Source organism: Hydrogenovibrio sp. JE_KL2 (assembly GCF_009296185.1).
In the GTDB taxonomy this organism is placed as follows: Bacteria; Pseudomonadota; Gammaproteobacteria; order Thiomicrospirales; family Thiomicrospiraceae; genus Hydrogenovibrio.
Map to the genome: position 1 here is coordinate 67839 of NZ_WBJR01000006.1, position 18177 is coordinate 86015.

The window sequence follows — 18177 nt, forward strand, 5'->3', positions numbered from 1 at the left end:
TACACAATGGCAAAAGAAGTAAAGTTTGGTTTAGATGCCCGTGAAAAGATGGTTGAAGGGATTAACATCCTTGCAGATGCTGTTAAAGTCACACTAGGGCCAAAAGGTCGTAACGTTGTACTAGAGAAAAGCTTTGGTGCACCGACTGTGACTAAAGACGGTGTTTCTGTTGCTCGTGAAATCGAACTTGAAGACAAGTTCATGAACATGGGTGCGCAAATGGTTAAAGAGGTTTCTTCTCAAACCAATGACGTTGCAGGTGATGGTACAACCACTGCAACCGTTCTTGCGCAATCAATCGTTCGCGAAGGGATGAAAGCTGTAGCGGCTGGTATGAACCCTATGGATTTGAACCGTGGTATCCACAAAGCAGTTGAAGCGGTTGTTGCAGAAATCAAAGCGATGTCTGTTCCTTGTACAACTTCTGAAGCGATTGCTCAGGTAGGTACGATCTCTGCAAACTCTGATGCTACAATCGGTAAGATGATTGCAGACGCAATGGAAAGAGTTTCTACTGAAGGCGTTATTACCGTTGAAGAAGGCTCTTCTCTCGAAGATGAGTTGGTTGTGGTTGAAGGGATGGAATTTGACCGTGGTTACCTTTCTCCTTACTTCGTTACAAACCAAGAAAAAATGGTTTGCGAATTGGAAACGCCATTCGTTCTTCTTTACGACAAGAAAATCTCTAACATCCGTGAGTTGTTACCAACTTTGGAAGCTGTGTCGAAAGCAGGTCGTCCTTTGTTGATCATCGCTGAAGATGTTGATGGTGAAGCACTAGCGACTTTGGTTATCAACAACATGCGTGGTATCGTGAAAGTTGCTGCGGTTAAAGCGCCTGGTTTCGGTGAGCGTCGTAAAGCGATGTTGCAAGACATGGCAGTATTGACTGGTGGTACCGTTATTTCTGAAGAAGTTGGTTTGACACTGGAAAACGTATCTTTGGATCTACTGGGTGAAACCAAGTCTGCAGTTGTTGGTAAAGACTCAACTAAGTTGATCGACGGTGCTGGTTCTAAAGAAGATATCGAAGCTCGTTGTGCGCAAATCAAGTCTCAAGTCGAAAACACGACTTCTGAGTACGATAAAGAAAAACTTCAAGAACGTTTGGCTAAGTTGTCAGGCGGTGTTGCAGTATTGAAGTTGGGTGCGGCAACTGAAGTTGAAATGAAAGAGAAGAAAGACCGTGTTGATGATGCATTGCACGCAACTCGTGCTGCGGTACAAGAAGGTATCGTTGCCGGTGGTGGTGTAGCTTTGGTTCGCGCTAAATCTAAAATCAACGTGGTTGGTGATAACAATGACCAAGACGTAGGGATTAAGATTGCTCTACGCGCCATGGAAGAGCCTATGCGTCAAATCGCTACTAACTGTGGTCTAGAAGGTTCTGTTATCGTTAGCAAAGTAATGGAAGGTGAAGGTAACTTCGGCTTTGATGCAGCGAAAGAAGAGTATGTAGACATGATCGCGGCAGGTATTATTGACCCTGCTAAAGTAACGCGTTCTGCACTACAAAATGCAGCTTCTATCGCAGGACTTGTCTTGACGACTGGTGCAGCGATTGCGGATCTTCCAGCTAAAGATGGCGGTTCTGATGCTGGCGCAGCAGGTGGAATGGGCGGTATGGGCGGCATGATGTAAATTTTGGTTTCAGAGGCTCATTTTCACGCCATCTTCTGCGTTGAGAATTTGCTTCCGATGCTCATGTGCTATTTGCACACTCCGCTTCGGGTCAAATTCTCGCCTTAAGTCTGGCGCAAAACTGAAACTCTGAATGTCAAAATTGAACTCAAATAAGTTCGTTTATTCTCAAAAGCCGGCATATGCCGGCTTTTTTAATTACCTGATTTTAATACTTCCTTCCTTTTAAAAATTTCTTTTAATAATTTTTGCGTACTTACTTAATATACCTTATGTTTTTCATGGTTGAGTTTTAGTTTTATTTGATAAAAGTATTGTAAACGATAATTGTTATTATATACTTACGCATCTTCACAAAATTTGCTGGGTATCTTAATGAACGAGTCATCAAAAAATGTTGGTATTAGTTGTCTAAACCAAAGCAAGAATCCATTGTCATCAGTATTCAGTCGATGTCTACTAGGGTCGGCTTTGATTGTAAATCCACTAATCTCGCATGCTGCCAAAGTAACAGAGCTTAAGCCGGTAGTTGTACAGTCTGATAAAGATAAGGCGGCTATTAGTAAAGATGCTTCAACTGTAAAAGGAAGTACGGCGACTAAGTCAGCTCTGTCTTTGGCTGAGACCCCCGCTGTGGTGAGCGTGGCCAAGAGTGATGACTTGGAATTTAAAGGTGCAAGTTCTTTAAGTGAGGCAACACACTATATGGCAGGGATTACGCCTGATTCTAGAGGTGGCGTCGTCAGTCGTTATGACATGTTCACCATTCGTGGTTTTTCTTCAAACAACAATTACTGGAATGGCTTGTCGTTGATGTATGACAACTGGTATTTGTATCCACAGTTGGATAACAGTATTTTGGATCGAATTGAGATACTCAAAGGGCCAGCATCTGTGCTGTATGGTAATGCTGCTCCAGGTGGTTTGGTTAATATGGTGAGTAAAGAACCAAGTTTCAAATCCAAGAATGAAATTGGAGTTAAGCTTGGTAACTACAATTTAAGAGAGTTATCAGGTGATTTTACTGGCGGTATCGGTAGTAGTGACTTTAGTTACAGGTTAATTGCGTTAGGTCGTACTGAAGATGGGCAAGCTAAAACAACGGAAGCAGAGCGCGTAGTGTTGGCTCCATCTTTAAAGTGGGAGCCATCTGATAAAACCTCGTTGACAGTCCGGGCACTGTATCAGAATGATCCAAAATCTGGCTCTTATGGATCTGCACCGAGCAAAGGTTCGCTTTACTCAAATCCATTGGGGCAGTTAGAGCCTGATTTTTATGATGGTGATACTAATTTTGAAAAATTCAATCGGGAGCAACGTTCTCTTGGATACAGTCTTCGACATGAGTTTAAAAACGGTATTACTTTTAAGCAAAATGCCAGAGTGATGAATAGCAAGGTCGATTATGAAAGCATTTATGGTTCAGGTCTACAGGCTGATAATCATACGCTGACGCGCTATTCAATCTACTCCTATGAAAGTATGGATACGCAAACCATAGATAACCAGTTGTCAGGCATACTGGAAACAGGAAAGGTTAAGCATCATTTGTTGGTTGGGTTGGATTATCAGAATATGGATGCTCACCTGAATACAGGGTATGGCAGTGCACCAACATTAGATATTTTTAACCCTAACAATAGTCAGGTGACACATGCAGGCATCATGTCATCCATGTATTCGATTACCAAGCGCGAAATCAAAGCCAAGCAAGTTGGAACCTATTTGCAAGATCAAATGAAGTGGGACAATTTTGTTGTGATGGCTGGCACCCGTTACGATCAATATGATGGTTCCGAGGTTGCGAATGGTACAAAAACCAAAGTGAATCAAAATCATGTTTCAAGTAGATTGGGCGCACTTTATACGTTTGATTCAGGTATTGCGCCATTTATCAGTTATAGCGAGTCATTTGAGCCTCAGTCTGGTTCCGGTTATGACGGCAAAGCCTTTAAGCCGACGACAGGTCAGCAAATAGAGTTAGGAACGAAGTATAACTCACCGAACAAGAAAGTATCTTTGACGGCATCTGTTTTTGATTTGAAAAAGCAGAATATCACGGCAACAGATCCTGCTCACACGGGGTACAAAATTCAGTCGGGTGAAGCGCAATCTAAAGGGTTTGAGATGGAGGCAAACTTTACTCCAGTTGATCGCTTTGATGTGGCCTTGACTTATACGGCTCTGGATATGGAGTATACAAAAGGTGATAACAAGGGGAAAACGCCAACATGGGTCGCTGACAAGACGGCATCTTTATGGGGGCAATATGCCTTTACAAGTGGTGTGAAGTTGGGTGGTGGTGCGCGTTATGTAGGAGAAACTTATGTTGATGCAGCTAATACAGGCAAGACACCTGGATATACGCTTTATGATGCGTCAGCTTCCTACAAGACAAAAATGATGGACAAATCTGTGTTGTTCAATTTGTCTGTACATAACTTGACGGATGAACGTTACGTGTCCGGTTGTTACTCTACTTCTTGGTGTTGGTTCGGAAAACCAAGAACGGTTGAAGCCGGCATGAAAGTAGAACTTTAAAAAAGGGTAGCTGTATGGTGTTTGGATCACGCAGGTTTTGGTTTAAGTTGCATGGTTGGTTTTCGCTGCCTGTTTGGTTGCTGTTTAGCTTTGTATGTGTTACCGGAACAATCGCCGTTATGAGTCATGAAATAACTTGGATAACCAATCCAGAAGCGCGTGCTGAAAATCCTAAGAATTTGCCCAAAAAATCTATGGTTGAGCTTTTTAAAGCAGTGCAGGCACAAGTTCCGGATGCAAAAGTAACACGGATCATGGAGTTGGAGCCGTACTTGGTGACAGCCGTATTTGTAAATAGAGAAGATAAGCCACCTGCAATTTTATATGTAAATCCATACTCCGCAAAAGTTCAGGAAGTGAACCAAGGTCTAACGTTTATCGGGTTTATGCGAATGTTGCACGGCTGGCTTTTATTTCCGTGGCACCATCATTACAGCGTGGGTTATTACTTGGTGACCTTGATGGCATTTGTGCTCATGGGGGCGTTGATCTCGGGTTTGGTCGTTTATAAAAAATTTTGGCGGTGTTTTTTACAACCAAAGTTAAGGTTAAATCAAGGCAGGCAAGCCTTCTATAAAGACTTTCACCGCTTGGTTGCCATATGGTCAATTTGGTTTTTTGTCATTATGTCGCTGACAGGCATATGGTATTTCGTTCAAGCAGTCATGTGGCATAACGAAGTGCCTCTATGGAAGGAGGCAAAGCCTATTTCTCAACAGGTAATGTCTCAAGCGCAACAGAAGTCACTGCAATCCCCAGATGTTTTGTCTGCAGCACTGAAGAGGTCTGAATCTGAATTTAAAAACTTTCAACCAAAGATGATCTCTTTTCCTGAGCATAATCGCGACTACTTCCGGGTTGCGGGAACTGAAGGCGCATTTCTATTTGATGACTATTCATATCAATTGTTGGTCAACCCTTGGAATGATGAAGTTTCTGATGTAAGAAAACCTAGTCAGATGAATGTGTTGCAAGTTATTTCGCATATAGCGGATCCATTGCACTATGGCACCTTTGCGGGATTGTGGAGTAAAGCAATATGGTTTGTTTTTGGTTTGTTGCTTTCGACCATGTCGATAACGGGGTTTTTGATGTGGAGTAAGCGCACAATTATTAAGCCAAAGAAGGCAGTGTGATGAAAGTATTTTGGCTGAGATATCGTTTTTGGATAAATGGCTTTATTCTGTTGTTGCCATTCTGGTTTTTATATCAGGCATTAACGCCGCCGCCATTAGAGTCAAAATGGGCGAAAAAACAGAGCGGAGAGTTTTCGGCTGAGGTTAGGCCGATGGATAAAGAACCGCCATACCTGCATGATGGTAAAAGAGAGAAAGATTTTAGTGTGATTTTTGGTGACAGTTGTGCCAATAAAGTTAAGCAGGCGTATTTGAGAGTCGCTACAAGCGCACCTAATCTGCCTGATGATGACAGTGGAATTGTACATGGCAATACCTCAATACAGCACGCTCATGTACCTTTTCCCGATGTAATAAAAACAGATGATCGTTTGTGGTTAACTATTCAAGATTGGCAAGGGCGAATCATTCAACTCTCGTGGGTATTGGAAAAATGATGGAATGAGATTTAAACTATTTTTAAAAAGCCGCAATTACTGCGGTTTTTTTTCTCTAAAAGAAAGTGGTTAAATAAACTATCGCTGATTTTTTTGCCGTTTTCTGGCAAAATTAGCTTTCTGTCTAAAAGAATTTGTAAGGTCGTAAATAATGAAACAAATTAAGGTTGGAATCGTCGGTGGAACAGGCTATACCGGTGTGGAATTGCTGAGAATTTTGGCAAACCACCCGAATGCCGAAGTTGCGATGATTACTTCTCGTAGTGAAGAAGGGGTTGCTGTCGCTGATATGTATCCCAACCTGAGAGGGTTTTACGACCTGTGTTTTTCAGTGCCTGATGTCGAGCAACTGCAAACTTGCGATGTAGTGTTTTTTGCGACGCCGCATGGTGTAGCGATGAGCATGGCGGAATCGTTGGTGGAGAAAGGCGTCAAAGTGATCGACTTGGCGGCTGATTTCCGTCTTGAAGATTTGGATGTTTGGCAAAAATGGTACAAGCACGAGCATACTGGGAAGCACCTTTTTCCAAAGGTTGCTTATGGTTTGCCTGAATATTATCGTGATGCGATTCAGAAGGCCGATATTATCGGAAACCCTGGGTGTTATCCAACCAGTATCATGCTTGGGTTGTTACCTTTGGTGAAGGCAGGTTGGATTGATTTGAATTCAATCATCGCCGATGGTAAGTCAGGTGTGAGCGGTGCAGGTAAAGGTGCTAATGTTGCGATGCTAGGTGCGGAGATGAGCGAGAGCTTTAAGGCGTATGGCGTTGCCGGACATCGTCATTTGCCTGAGATGAAGGAAAAACTTGCGCAACAAGCCGGTAAAGCGGTTGGTCTGACGTTTGTACCTCACTTGGTGCCAATGATTCGTGGGATGGAAAACTCGATTTATGCGACCATGACGGTTGAAAAATCTCAAGCTGAGATCCAGACATTGTATGAATCTGCCTACCAGGATGAGCCGTTTGTCGATGTGATGCCTTCGGGAAGCCTGCCTGAAACTCGAATGGTAAAAGGTTCCAATATGTGTCGTCTGGCGATTTACCGCCCGGAAGACAGTCCTTTGGTTGTGGTGACTTCGGTCATCGACAACTTGGTCAAAGGCGCTTCTGGTCAGGCAGTGCAAAATATGAACATCCTGTTTGGCTTGCCGGAAACAACCGGGCTACAGCAAGTAGCACTCTTGCCATAATCAACTGATTAGTTTCTAGGACAAAGCTGTCCTCACATTCTTAAAAGAAGGGTTTTGGGTTATAATACCCTTCTTAGAATTGATAACGCTCTGAAGGAGGTCGTTATGTCAGAAATCCCAACGCCAGTAAATTTTACGGATGCCGCCGCTTCAAAAGTCAGTGGTTTGATTGAAGATGAAGGCAATCCTGAACTTAAGCTGCGCGTGTATATTACCGGTGGCGGTTGTTCTGGCTTCCAATACGGTTTCACTTTTGATGAAAACCAAGCGGAAGACGATACTGTTGTAGAAAAAAGTGGTGTCAAACTGATGATTGACCCAATGAGTTTTCAATACTTGATGGGCGCCAAGATTGACTATCTTGAAGACTTGCAAGGCGCGCGCTTTGTCATTGAAAATCCGAATGCAACGACCACGTGTGGTTGCGGGTCATCTTTTAGTGTTTAACTTGTAAATAGGCTTATGGAATATATCCCAGGATTGGCAGGTGTCCCTGCTACCAAATCAGAAATTTCTTTCATTGATGGTCAGAAAGGCATTTTGTCATACCGGGGCTACGATATTATGGAGCTGGCGGAGAAATCTTCGTTTGAAGAAACGACGCTGTTGCTACTCTTCGGTCGCTTGCCGACAAAAGAAGAGTTGGAAGCATTTGACCAGTCTTTGCGCCAATCTCGTCGCGTTAAGTTCAATATTCGTGAAATGATGCGCAATTTACCATCAACAACACATCCAATGCACATGTTGCAGGTGGTTGTTGCGAGCTTGGCGAGCTTCTATCCAAGTACCGAATATATGAAAGGTGGTACGGAAAACCAAGCCTATATCAATGACGTAACCGTAAAAATCATCGCGCACATGGGGACGTTGGTTGCTATGTGGGAACATATGCGCAATGGTTATGACCCAATCGAACCGCGTACCGACTTAAGTTATGCGGAAAACTTCTTGTACATGGTGACGGGTGAAGAGCCGGACAAAGACTGGGCGCGTCTGTTGGATGCTTGCTTGATCTTGCATGCGGAGCACACCATCAATGCATCAACGTTCACCACGATGGTGACGGGGTCGACTTTGGCGAATCCATGTTCGGTTATTGCGTCTGCTATCGCTTCTTTGTCAGGCCCTTTGCATGGCGGCGCCAACCAAATGGTGATTGAAATGCTGGACGAGATCGGTCGTCCTGAAAATGCACGCGCTTATATCGAAGATCGTCTTGCCAAGAAGAAAGTGATTTGGGGGATGGGGCATCGTGAGTACAAAACCAAAGACCCTCGTGCTACCATTTTGCAGAAGCTATCGAGTGATATTCTGAGAAACAAATCCGGCAGTCTCAGTATTGCGTTTGATACGGCGCAGGAAGTTGAAAGAGTTTGCGAAGAGCTGCTGGGGCATAAAGGGGTTTATCCAAACGTCGATTTCTATTCCGGTATTCTTTATAAAGAAATGGGGTTTGACGCTGGTTTGTTTACGCCTATTTTTGCGGTAGCGCGTTCTGCAGGTTGGATGGCGCATTGGCGTGAGCAGTTGCAGGACAACAAAATTTTTAGACCAACCCAGATTTATACGGGTGTCGGTAGTGCTTGTTATATCCCGCTGGAGCAACGTGGTCACGGAGACCCGGACTTTATGGATAAATAACAGTCTGCTGAGCCAGGTTGAACTTTAAATGCCCGACTTTTGTTGGGCATTTTTATTTGTGGCGAAAAGCCAGACCCAACCTGGTAGATTTTTGCAAAGAGTTGGCGAATAGTTTCGAGGATTAAGGTAGCCAGACGCCGCCGAGAATGGAGGCTTTAGAGGCGCCGGTGATTGATTGTAGTTCGACGGGTTGTTCGTTTAATCTTTGATGCGCTAGCCAAGCCATCATCATTGCTTCAATCGCATGTGGGTTTACGCCATAATCAAAAGCGGTAAGTACTTCAACGTTCAGAGCAGTCTGTAATCTGTTTTTTATAGTGCTATTTTCAGCACCGCCACCGGATAAGATGACTTTTTCAACATCAAAGCCGCGTATTGCATTAGCAAGCGTTTCAACAGTCAATTGATTAAGTGTTGAGATTAAAACCTCAGTCGACAGGTGGTTGGTGTTGAATTGGTTTAACCAATTCAGATTGAATAAATCTCTTCCTGTACTTTTAGGAAAGGGTTTTGCAAAGTAAGGTTCGGCCAACATTTTCATTAGCAGCGTTTGGTCTGGGTTTTGAGAGGCAGCAATAGCACCATTCTCATCATAATTAATGCCGAGATGTTGTTGGCAAATTTCATCCATTAAACCGTTTGCGGGGCCTGTATCGGCGCCAATGACATTCCCGTTTTCCGACAGTAGAGAGACATTGGCGATGCCCCCTAGGTTAACAACAGCCAGGCGTTCATTATTTTGTTGGAATAATGTTTTGTGGAATGCCGGTGCTAGCGGGGCACCTTGGCCGCCATTGGCCATGTCGTCAATACGAAAGTCAGCCACAGTCTTGATGCCAGTCTGTTTGGCAATAAAAGCAGGGTGGCCGATTTGTATTGACATTGAGACGATTGGATCATGAAAAATAGTCTGCCCGTGTGAACCAATGGCCTTAATGTAGTGATTAGTGAGGTCATTTTTTTTCAGGAAGCGGTTGATATTGTCGCTGTAGAGTTGACCGAGTTCTGACTGCAGCTTGGCAAGCGTGTGTAGTGATACCGCGGGACTTAAGTTTAGGGTGTGCAGCTCATCTTTAAGGTCAGCCGGGTAGGGAATTGTGTCAAATACCAGGCATCTAATAGCGTGAGAGTCATCAGAAATTTCAGTCAGCGCAATGTCCACACCATCCAGGCTGGTGCCTGACATTAGCCCAAGATAGAGTGCGCTATTCAAAGCGACTCGCCAGTTGTGTGTTTTGAGGCGTCAATCTGTCCAGTTGGCCATGCATCAAGGCGGCATACTCAACAAATTGCGTGCGATACTTCTTAGGAACCGGCGCGGCGTCCGGGAACTTGACTTTCATAGGGTCGACAAATCGTCCATTAATGCGGAACTCATAGTGAAGATGAGGGCCAGTTGCTAGACCTGATTGCCCGATGTAACCGATGACTTGTCCCTGTTTTACCCATTGCCCTTGTTTGAATTTTCCAAAGCGTGACATGTGCGCGTAGACAGTGGTGTATTTCCCGGCATGCTTGATATAGATGACTCGGCCATAGCTATTGCTCCAACCTCGCTTGATAATTTGGCCTTCGCCTACGGCATGAATTGGCGTACCAACAGGTCCACCATAGTCAACACCACGATGTGCACGCCATTTTTTGAGCACAGGGTGGAATCTCATAGGTTTGTAAGTAGAGGTGATGCGCACATAGTCAACAGGGTTACGCAAGAAGGCTTTTTTCAGATTGTGTTTGTGGATGTCGTAGTAACCGATGTTTTCACCCTTAGAACTCCTAAGGAGAAATGCAGTGTGTTTGTCATCGCCTGCAGTTGTTACCTCGGCAGCCAGGATGTCGCCATCGCCAACATATTGACCATCAATAAAGCGTTGTTCGTAAATGACCTTAAATGGATCGCCTGGACGAAGCTGGCGGATAAAGTCAATTTCCCAATTGAAGATGTCCGCAAGATTCATAATGGTGTTCGCACTTAACCCAGCATCCTGAGCGCTTAAGTAAAAAGAGTGCTTGATCACGCCGGCAGTCGATACGATTTTGGTTTCGACTGGGTGTTCAACGGCTTGAATTTTAAATCCTTCATCAGAACGCGTTAGTTGGTAGTGAAGTCCGCGAGTTCTTGGGTAGTCAATTTTTTGTAGTTCTCTGTTTTGATCAACCCAAATGTGTAAGGTGTCACCAACTCGGAGTTGCGTCAAGTGACGACTGTTTTTCAGTTTTTTGATTTCAAAAGCAGTGGCTTTGCTGATGCCTAGGCTATCCAGTGCTTCCGATAAAGAACCATTTTTGGGGATTTTGACCGAGTATTTTGCCCATTTCGCTGAGCTGGATTTGTTTGAAGTGTCAAGTCCTAAAGACGGGTTGAGTTGCGAGTGAAGCGGGGGAAGCGGTAAGGTTTGTTTTTCAAAAGGCTGGCTTGCATCAGAGTTAAATGCATAGAGACTCACTAATAGGAGGGAAGTGACGATAAACCCCAATTTTTTAATGAAAGCCTGCACGAGAGTGTTCTTACCTGACTGAAATTTTTAATCTATGGCTTCAGATTATACTGAAAACCGGAATAGAATCTAGCGGAGTCAAATGGTGACAAGAAAAATTGTCCCTAACTCACACTGACCGTAATGAAAAGTACGGATGTGGTTTGACCTTTAAAGTCGCCTTCTCTTGTTGAGCTGTCTGTCATGTCGTGTTTGTTGACTTTGCACCAGCTGCTAATATCCTTTTCAGCACCCATGTCTGTGCACTCTATCGTGATGGTGTCGCCAGACGATGCATTGCGAATGGCTTGCTGGAGTTTTATCACCGGCATCGGGCATCTGAGTCCCTTAGCGTCTATTACGTGGTTTTCAGGCATTTTCTTCCTAATTTAGTGACTTTAAATTGGTATAATTATCAGAATTTTACGTGTCGAACACGAATAGAAACATTTTAAACGAAAAAACATCCCGAAACACTCAGATAGGAAACAATTCAAGTGTCTTCAAATGCAGCAACCGATATTTTAACTTTTCAAGGGTTAATCCAAACATTGCAAGCCTATTGGGCTGAACAAGGGTGCGTAATCATGCAGCCTTATGACAACGAAATGGGCGCAGGAACTTTTCACCCGTCCACTTTTCTAAGATCCATCGGTCCGGAGCCGTGGAGAGCTGCATATGTGCAGCCATGCCGCCGTCCGACAGATGGTCGTTATGGCGAAAACCCTAACCGCTTGCAGCACTATTACCAGTTCCAAGTCATGCTCAAGCCTTCTCCAGACAACATTCAAGAGTTGTATTTGGACTCTTTGCGCAAATTGGGTATTGACCCTTTAGAACACGATATTCGTTTTGTTGAAGATAACTGGGAATCGCCAACACTCGGTGCTTGGGGATTAGGTTGGGAAGTCTGGATGAATGGCATGGAAGTGACGCAATTCACCTACTTCCAGCAAGTCGGTGGTTTGGAATGTCGTCCGGTGACGGGTGAAATCACCTACGGCTTGGAACGTATTGCTATGTATCTGCAAGGGGTGAATAGTGTTTACGATTTGACTTGGGTCAATGGACCAGAAGGCAAAGTCACCTATGGGGATGTTTTCCATCAAAATGAGGTCGAAATGTCGGCCTATAACTTCGAAAAAGCGGATACGGATATTTTGTTCCGTACGTTTGACGAGTGTGAAACGATTTTTGCCAAGTTGGTAGCAGACAAACTGCCTTTGCCAGCTTATGAACAAGTATTAAAAGCCTCTCATGCATTTAACTTACTGGATGCACGTCATGCCATCAGTGTTACCGAGAGAGCGAGATTTATCGGAAGAGTAAGAGCAATGGCCAGACAAATTGCCGAAGCCTATTATGAGGGGCGTGAAGCCTTAGGGTTCCCATTGGTGAAAGATGGAGGAGCCCAATAATGACGATGACGACAGCAGATTTTTTGGTCGAAATAGGAACAGAAGAGCTTCCGCCAAAGGCGTTGAAAAAATTGTCAGAAGCATTTGCTTCGGGCATTCAGTCAGGACTGGATGAAGCTGAATTGACTTATGGAGCCGTCAGTATTTACGCCTCTCCTCGTCGTTTGGCGGTGAGAGTTGAACAGCTCCAGCGCGTTCAAGCAAATAAAACAGTCGAGAAAAAAGGGCCAGCGAAAAAAGCAGCTTTTGACGACCAAGGTCAAGCAACCAAAGCTTTGCTTGGTTTTGCTCGTGGTTGTGGGGCAGAGGTCAGTGAACTTTCTGAGATTGAAACCGATAAAGGTACTTGGATGGTTTACTATCAGGCGCAACAAGGGCAAGCAGCCGAAGTATTGTTGCCTGAAATCGTCAATCAATCCCTTGCCAAATTGCCGATTCCAAAGCGTATGAGATGGGGAGCATCAGATGTTGAGTTTGTTCGTCCTGTTCATTGGGTGTTGATGTTGTTGGATGAGGTTGTGGTTCCCGCTGAGATTCTAGGTTTGAAAACGGGCAACACCACGCGTGGACATCGATTCCATGCACCGCAGGAAATTCAAATTACGTCTCCTGCGGTTTACTTGTCTACACTGGAATCAGAAGGGAAAGTGAAGGCTGACTTTGCTTCACGCTCAGACATGATTCGTCAGCAAGTTGAAGCGGCGGCAAAATCATTGGGTGGTATTGCCGATATCGATGAAGACCTGTTGGAAGAAGTTACGGCTCTAAATGAATGGCCTCAAGCTGTGGTGGGTGATTTTGACGAAGTATTTTTGTCGGTGCCATCCGAGGCATTGATCTCTGCAATGAAAGGACATCAGAAGTATTTTCATTTGCTAAACCAAGACGGTAGTTTGATGGCGAAATTCATTACTTTCTCAAATATTGAAAGTAATAACCCGGATTCAGTGAAGAAGGGGAATGAACGCGTTATTCGACCAAGATTGTCGGATGCCAAATTCTTCTGGGATCAAGATCGCAAGCAATCGCTTGATGACTTTTTACCACGCCTGAAAACAGTTGTTTTTCAGCAGAAGTTGGGAACCTTGTTTAACAAGATTGAACGCCTTGAAACTTTGGCGGTCAAAATCGGGAAACCCTTAGGTGAAGAACCACAGCTTTTGGAAAGAGCTGCACGTTTATCCAAGTGCGATCTGATGTCTGAAATGGTGGGTGAGTTTCCTGAATTGCAAGGCATTATGGGGCGTTATTATGCTCTGGAACAAGGTGAGAACGCCGCAGTGGCAGATGCGTTAGATGCGCAATATCAGCCAAGATTTGCGGGTGATGATTTGCCAAACTCCGGCGTTGCACAGGCCTTAGCGATAGCTGATAAATTGGATACCATTACCGGTATTTTCGGTTTGGGTCAGGTGCCTACCGGAGACAAAGATCCTTTTGCATTGCGTCGTTCGGCGCTAGGCTTGCTAAGAATCATGATTGAGAAGCAACTAAATCTCGATTTAATGTTACTGATTCGAGAAAGCTTGAAATTGCATGATGCGGTTGACGCGACAGATGCATTGGCAGCAGATATCTACGACTTTATTGTCAGCCGTCTGAAAGCTTATTATGCTGATAAAGGTATTTCGGCTGAAGAGTTTGAAGCGGTTAGAGTTTGTGAGCCGAGTCATCCGATAGATTTCGACAAACGTATTGCTGCGGTTCAGCAATTCGGTGCGATGGAAGAGGCGGAAAGCTTGAGTGCAGCGAATAAGCGTATCTCGAATATCTTGAAAAAGTTGGATCAACCTTTTGCAGAAACGGTCGATACTAATTTGTTTGAAACCGATGCGGAAAAGAACCTGTTTGCCACTTTAGATGAGCTAAGGGAAGAGGTGAGTTGCTTGATTGCTGACAGAGATTACGCGCAAGCCATGCAGACTTTGGCGAAAATCCGCCAGCCGGTAGATGTGTTCTTTGATGATGTTATGGTGATGGCTGATGATTTGAATGTTCGCAACAATCGTCTGGCCTTGTTGAACCAAATTTATCAACTCTTCTTGCAGACCGCTGATATTTCACGTTTGTCAGCTTAGTTCAACCAAACCGGGCGAGATAATTCGCCCGTTTTTTTGCGTATACTTGTTGTTGTCTTATGAATAAAATCATTGTTTTGGATCGTGACGGTGTCATCAATCAGGATTCAGACGCCTATATCAAACACCCGAATGAATGGATTCCCGAAACTGGTAGTATTGAAGCGATTGCAAAGCTGAAAAAAGCAGGGTGGACAGTTGCTATTGCCACCAATCAATCCGGTGTGCGTCGAGGATATTATTCTCGTCAAACATTGCATGCAATGCATCAAAAATTCGTTGGGCTTCTGGCGGAGCATGGTGTGACAGTTGATTGGATCAGTTACTCGCCCTATGTGTCTGAAGATAACTCTCCTTGTCGAAAGCCAGGGACTGGAATGCTACAAGCCATACAAAATAGATTTGATGTTTCCTTGGTTGGCAGCCCAATGATTGGTGATTCAATTGCGGATATTCAAGTCGCTCAGGCAATGAAAATGAAGCCTATGCTGGTTAAAACCGGCAAGGGTGAGCGGACGTTGGCAAAAAATGCCCCTGAGCTGTCGGATGTGCCGGTTTACGACAATCTTTTGACGGCGGTGGAGAGTTTGTTATGAAGTTTTTGACAGCCTTAAGGTCTGCTGTATTTTTTACTGGGCAAATTATTTCGCTGATTTTTTTTGTGACGACGGCTCAGGTTTTATGGCTCACATCGCCCGCTGTACGCTATGCGTACATTCACTTATGGGCGCGTTTCACCATTCGTTGGTTGAAGTGGACTTGTGGGGTCAAGTACCAGGTGCATGGGCGCGAACATCTGGACGTATCCCAACCTGGCGTAATCCTTGCTAAACATGAGTCGGCGTGGGAGACTTTTGCGTTTCAGGAGTTTTTTCCTCGCCAAACCTTTGTATTAAAACAAGAATTATTGAAAATTCCTTTTTTTGGATGGGGTTTAAGGATGATGGGGCCGATTGCGATTGATCGCAAAGCCGGCCGAAAATCGATGATGCAAGTCATTAATCAAGGGAATGAAAAGCTCGCAGAAGGTGTTTGGGTCGTAATTTTTCCGGAAGGTACCCGAACATCGCATGGAAAGATAGGCAAAATCAATACAGGCGGGGCAATCCTCGCCAATCGGTCAAAGGCCAAAACCTATTTTGTTTCGCACAACGCGGGACAATGTTGGCCTTCTGGCAGTTTGCTTATCTATCCTGGGACGATAGATGTTTACATCAGTCCATCGATTGATCCAGCGGCATTTTCAGTTGAAGAAATCAACCAACAACTAGAGGATTGGTTTAGAACGCACCTACCGTCCCCTCCTGAAGAGAGTGGAGGTGCTTAAAACCTATAATAAATGAGTAAATTAGCGAGCATTATCGGATTAATTCTGGGTTTAGTTGTCGTCCTATTCAATATGGTCGACTTTAAATCAGGTCAGTTGCTATCCGCGTTCTTTAATTTGCAAGCTTTATTGGTGGTTTTAGGCGGTACATTCGCTGCCGCTTTCATTAATTATCCTTTGAATCAAATGCTCTGTTTTTTCAAAGGAATTGGTAAAGTCCTTGTTGCCGAACCAGAGTCGGAATCAAAAATCATCGAACAACTTATGTATCTATCTCATCTCGCTTATACCAAGGGAGAACTGGCATTGGAAAAAGAGATAGAGAATCAATCAGATCGATTCCTGACGTTTGCTTTGACAGAAATGATGATCTATCGAGATGAAGAACAACTACGTTTAAGTCTTGAGAATCACCTTAACTCCATGCGTATGCGCCATTTGAATTGCCAAGATGTGTTTAACAACATGGCTTCTTATGCACCTGCATTCGGTATGATGGGAACGGTAATGGGGTTGATCATGATGATGACCTCTCAAGTTGGCGGAGGCGATACTGCCAATGTTGTCGGGCAGTCCGAAAATATGTTGAACTCATTGTTGGCTGGGATGGGGTTGGCATTGGTGACAACTTTCTATGGGGTCTTGTTCGCCAACTTTATCTTTATTCCAATGGCTGGGAAGCTCAAGGTGCTTTCTGATGCAGAAGTCGTAAAAGACGAAATTATTATCTATGGTGTGATGGGGTTGAAACAAAAGCTACCACCATTGATGATGAAAGAAAGTTTACTTTCCTACGTTAATCACAAAACTAAACAAAAGCTAGACTTAGAGCTTCATTAGAGACTAAGGAGAAACCATGAAACGCATGCTCCTTAATCAGTCTAAACAAGAAGCGGAAGTTGAAGCGAGTGGTTTTTTAAGGCTTAAGCGCTATCGTTCGTCTCAAATCATTTTCATTGCATTGTTTACTTCGCTGTTAGCATTGTTTGTCATCATTATTGCTATTGTCGGTATCGAAACCAGTCAAGAAAAACGTAGTTATCAAAAAGTGATTAATACACTCTACCGTGATGTCAAAACACAGGCGCAGAAGGATGGTATGAGTTGGCTGGAGGTTGATAATACGGTAGCAAAAGGTGTCAAAATTACCTTCAAGCCGGAGCTGTTTGAGAAAAACCAACTTTTTGCAGCGGCGCGCGCAAAAATAAATCCGCTGTACTTACCCTATTTGAACCAGCTAATTCAGTTGCTGAAACAAGTAAACTTTGAAAATTATATTCAAGAGCATAAGTTTTTGGTTGGAGCGATTCCGATCGAGAAGGGGGATGAGTTGATTATGACCCTTCGAGTGGAAGGTCATACTGATGCAGGTGCTTTGGCAAAAACCGCCCTGTATCAGAGTAATATTGAACTCAGTGGTTTTAGGGCTTACGCCATTATGAATTACATTCAGCTCTATAGTCAGATTCCAGAGGATCGCTTTGGCATTGCCGGCTACGGTAGTTTACGTCCTATTTCCAACAATCAGATGGATCCCATTAACCGTCGAGTAGAAATTTATCTGTTGCCTCAAATTATTACCAAGCCAGAGGGGCAGTCATGAGTGTTAAATCGGAAAAGATTAAATCCGGTTGGCTATTGTCTTTTGGCGATATGATCACGCTTCTGATTACATTTTTTATTTTGATGATTGTGCTGAACAAAGGTGAAATTTCAAAAGTTCAGAAATGGCTGGAAGATGACTTGGATCAGATCTCTATTGAGTTGACGGAAAGGTTGAAAGATGCTGTTTTCATCAAGGTGAAAAGAACCTCGTTAGGGGTGGAAATTAATATCAATAACGACCAGGCCTTTGTGGAAGGGGGGTTTAAACCATCCGAAGGTTTGGTGAAAGAGTTGACAGAAGTTGGAGAAGAATTGAAAAAAATTCCATTGTTGACGGAAGAGCAATCGAAAATTCTGCCTGCAGGGATTGCTTATGATGCAGGGAAACAAGGCTTGCTTTTACATCGGGAAATCTCCATTGCCGGTTATACGGATAATGCAAAAATCAACCCGGAATCGAGCCTAAGAAATAACTGGTTTTTAAGTACCATGAGAGCGGAAAGCGTAATGCAGCTTCTGTCGGCTTCAAGTGGGTTACCTCAGGACTTATTCGGAATTGCCGGTTATGGTATGTACCGCCCGATAGCGTCAAATGACACACCGGACGGTCGTGCTAAAAACCGCCGGGTGAAAATAGTCATCACCGCCAACTTCGCGCACCAAGAAAAGTTAGAAAAGTAG

At 44.0% G+C, this 18177-nt stretch carries 17 protein-coding genes; 14 read left to right on the forward strand and 3 right to left on the reverse strand.

Features of this window, described 5'->3' with window-relative positions; translation table 11 throughout:
- Positions 1-6: 6 nt before the first annotated feature.
- The 7 genes from groL (at position 7) to F8R13_RS10540 (ending at position 8591) form a co-directional block, all read left to right on the forward strand.
- On the forward strand, positions 7-1641 hold the full coding sequence (groL, locus tag F8R13_RS10510) for a chaperonin GroEL (protein ID WP_152834343.1): 1635 nt from the start codon (positions 7-9) through the stop codon (positions 1639-1641).
- A 375-nt stretch (positions 1642-2016) separates the two neighbouring features.
- Positions 2017-4182, forward strand: a complete 2166-nt coding sequence (locus F8R13_RS10515; protein WP_152834345.1) for a TonB-dependent siderophore receptor — start codon at positions 2017-2019, stop codon at positions 4180-4182.
- A gap of 47 nt (positions 4183-4229) precedes the next feature.
- Positions 4230-5318 (forward strand): PepSY domain-containing protein, encoded by a 1089-nt coding sequence (locus tag F8R13_RS10520; protein ID WP_216642629.1) that lies wholly within the window; start codon positions 4230-4232, stop codon positions 5316-5318.
- A complete protein-coding gene (locus F8R13_RS10525; protein ID WP_152834349.1) occupies positions 5318-5755 on the forward strand; it encodes a hypothetical protein in 438 nt (145 codons plus the stop codon). Before F8R13_RS10520 ends, F8R13_RS10525 begins: the two co-directional genes overlap by 1 nt.
- A gap of 151 nt (positions 5756-5906) precedes the next feature.
- Positions 5907-6950 (forward strand): N-acetyl-gamma-glutamyl-phosphate reductase, encoded by a 1044-nt coding sequence (gene argC / locus F8R13_RS10530; RefSeq protein ID WP_152834351.1) that lies wholly within the window; start codon positions 5907-5909, stop codon positions 6948-6950.
- A 105-nt stretch (positions 6951-7055) separates the two neighbouring features.
- Entirely contained in the window at positions 7056-7397 is a 342-nt protein-coding gene (gene erpA / locus F8R13_RS10535; protein WP_029910425.1) for an iron-sulfur cluster insertion protein ErpA, read from the forward strand.
- A 15-nt stretch (positions 7398-7412) separates the two neighbouring features.
- Complete coding sequence (locus tag F8R13_RS10540) at positions 7413-8591, forward strand: citrate synthase (protein ID WP_152834352.1); 1179 nt, start codon at positions 7413-7415, stop codon at positions 8589-8591.
- Between the two features lie 121 nt (positions 8592-8712).
- On the opposite strand, the gene F8R13_RS10545 is transcribed toward F8R13_RS10540, so the two are convergent.
- The 3 genes from F8R13_RS10545 to F8R13_RS10555 form a co-directional block, all read right to left on the reverse strand.
- Positions 8713-9804, reverse strand: a complete 1092-nt coding sequence (locus F8R13_RS10545) for an anhydro-N-acetylmuramic acid kinase (protein ID WP_152834354.1) — start codon at positions 9802-9804, stop codon at positions 8713-8715.
- Positions 9797-11089, reverse strand: coding sequence for a peptidoglycan DD-metalloendopeptidase family protein (locus F8R13_RS10550; RefSeq protein WP_371414948.1), 1293 nt, complete (start codon positions 11087-11089; stop codon positions 9797-9799). Before F8R13_RS10550 ends, F8R13_RS10545 begins: the two co-directional genes overlap by 8 nt.
- A gap of 104 nt (positions 11090-11193) precedes the next feature.
- Entirely contained in the window at positions 11194-11445 is a 252-nt protein-coding gene (locus F8R13_RS10555; protein ID WP_152834356.1) for a sulfurtransferase TusA family protein, read from the reverse strand.
- A gap of 120 nt (positions 11446-11565) precedes the next feature.
- Here F8R13_RS10555 and glyQ point away from each other — a divergent pair, with 120 nt between their 5' ends.
- Genes glyQ through F8R13_RS10590 form a run of 7 tightly spaced genes read left to right on the forward strand, consistent with a single transcriptional unit; the run spans position 11566 to position 18177 of the window.
- Positions 11566-12486 carry a glycine--tRNA ligase subunit alpha gene (glyQ, locus tag F8R13_RS10560; protein WP_371414949.1) on the forward strand — a complete coding sequence of 307 codons (921 nt, stop codon included), beginning with the start codon at positions 11566-11568 and terminating at the stop codon, positions 12484-12486.
- Positions 12486-14564 carry a glycine--tRNA ligase subunit beta gene (gene glyS, locus F8R13_RS10565; RefSeq protein WP_172967754.1) on the forward strand — a complete coding sequence of 693 codons (2079 nt, stop codon included), beginning with the start codon at positions 12486-12488 and terminating at the stop codon, positions 14562-14564. Before glyQ ends, glyS begins: the two co-directional genes overlap by 1 nt.
- Before the next feature lie 59 nt (positions 14565-14623).
- Entirely contained in the window at positions 14624-15160 is a 537-nt protein-coding gene (gmhB, locus tag F8R13_RS10570) for a D-glycero-beta-D-manno-heptose 1,7-bisphosphate 7-phosphatase (RefSeq protein ID WP_152834358.1), read from the forward strand.
- Entirely contained in the window at positions 15157-15891 is a 735-nt protein-coding gene (locus F8R13_RS10575; RefSeq protein ID WP_152834360.1) for a 1-acyl-sn-glycerol-3-phosphate acyltransferase, read from the forward strand. The genes gmhB and F8R13_RS10575 overlap by 4 nt, the downstream gene beginning before the upstream one ends.
- 12 nt (positions 15892-15903) lie before the next feature.
- Complete coding sequence (locus F8R13_RS10580) at positions 15904-16731, forward strand: motility protein A (RefSeq protein WP_152834362.1); 828 nt, start codon at positions 15904-15906, stop codon at positions 16729-16731.
- A 16-nt stretch (positions 16732-16747) separates the two neighbouring features.
- The gene (locus tag F8R13_RS10585) at positions 16748-17494 is read left to right on the forward strand and encodes an OmpA family protein (RefSeq protein WP_253806433.1); all 747 of its coding nucleotides are present in this window, start codon (positions 16748-16750) and stop codon (positions 17492-17494) included.
- On the forward strand, positions 17491-18177 hold the full coding sequence (locus tag F8R13_RS10590) for a flagellar motor protein MotB (RefSeq protein ID WP_152834364.1): 687 nt from the start codon (positions 17491-17493) through the stop codon (positions 18175-18177). The genes F8R13_RS10585 and F8R13_RS10590 overlap by 4 nt, the downstream gene beginning before the upstream one ends.

Excerpts from the sequence above, each read along its gene's own strand:
- groL (WP_152834343.1), top strand. The coding sequence starts at position 7 with ATGGCAAAAGAAGTAAAGTTTGGTTTAGATGCCCGTGAAAAGATGGTT.
- F8R13_RS10515 (WP_152834345.1), top strand. The coding sequence starts at position 2,017 with ATGAACGAGTCATCAAAAAATGTTGGTATTAGTTGTCTAAACCAAAGC.
- F8R13_RS10525 (WP_152834349.1), top strand. The coding sequence starts at position 5,318 with ATGAAAGTATTTTGGCTGAGATATCGTTTTTGGATAAATGGCTTTATT.
- argC (WP_152834351.1), top strand. The coding sequence starts at position 5,907 with ATGAAACAAATTAAGGTTGGAATCGTCGGTGGAACAGGCTATACCGGT.
- erpA (WP_029910425.1), top strand. The coding sequence starts at position 7,056 with ATGTCAGAAATCCCAACGCCAGTAAATTTTACGGATGCCGCCGCTTCA.
- F8R13_RS10540 (WP_152834352.1), top strand. The coding sequence starts at position 7,413 with ATGGAATATATCCCAGGATTGGCAGGTGTCCCTGCTACCAAATCAGAA.
- F8R13_RS10555 (WP_152834356.1), bottom strand. The coding sequence starts at position 11,445 with ATGCCTGAAAACCACGTAATAGACGCTAAGGGACTCAGATGCCCGATG.
- glyS (WP_172967754.1), top strand. The coding sequence starts at position 12,486 with ATGACGATGACGACAGCAGATTTTTTGGTCGAAATAGGAACAGAAGAG.
- gmhB (WP_152834358.1), top strand. The coding sequence starts at position 14,624 with ATGAATAAAATCATTGTTTTGGATCGTGACGGTGTCATCAATCAGGAT.
- F8R13_RS10575 (WP_152834360.1), top strand. The coding sequence starts at position 15,157 with ATGAAGTTTTTGACAGCCTTAAGGTCTGCTGTATTTTTTACTGGGCAA.
- F8R13_RS10580 (WP_152834362.1), top strand. The coding sequence starts at position 15,904 with ATGAGTAAATTAGCGAGCATTATCGGATTAATTCTGGGTTTAGTTGTC.
- F8R13_RS10585 (WP_253806433.1), top strand. The coding sequence starts at position 16,748 with ATGAAACGCATGCTCCTTAATCAGTCTAAACAAGAAGCGGAAGTTGAA.
- F8R13_RS10590 (WP_152834364.1), top strand. The coding sequence starts at position 17,491 with ATGAGTGTTAAATCGGAAAAGATTAAATCCGGTTGGCTATTGTCTTTT.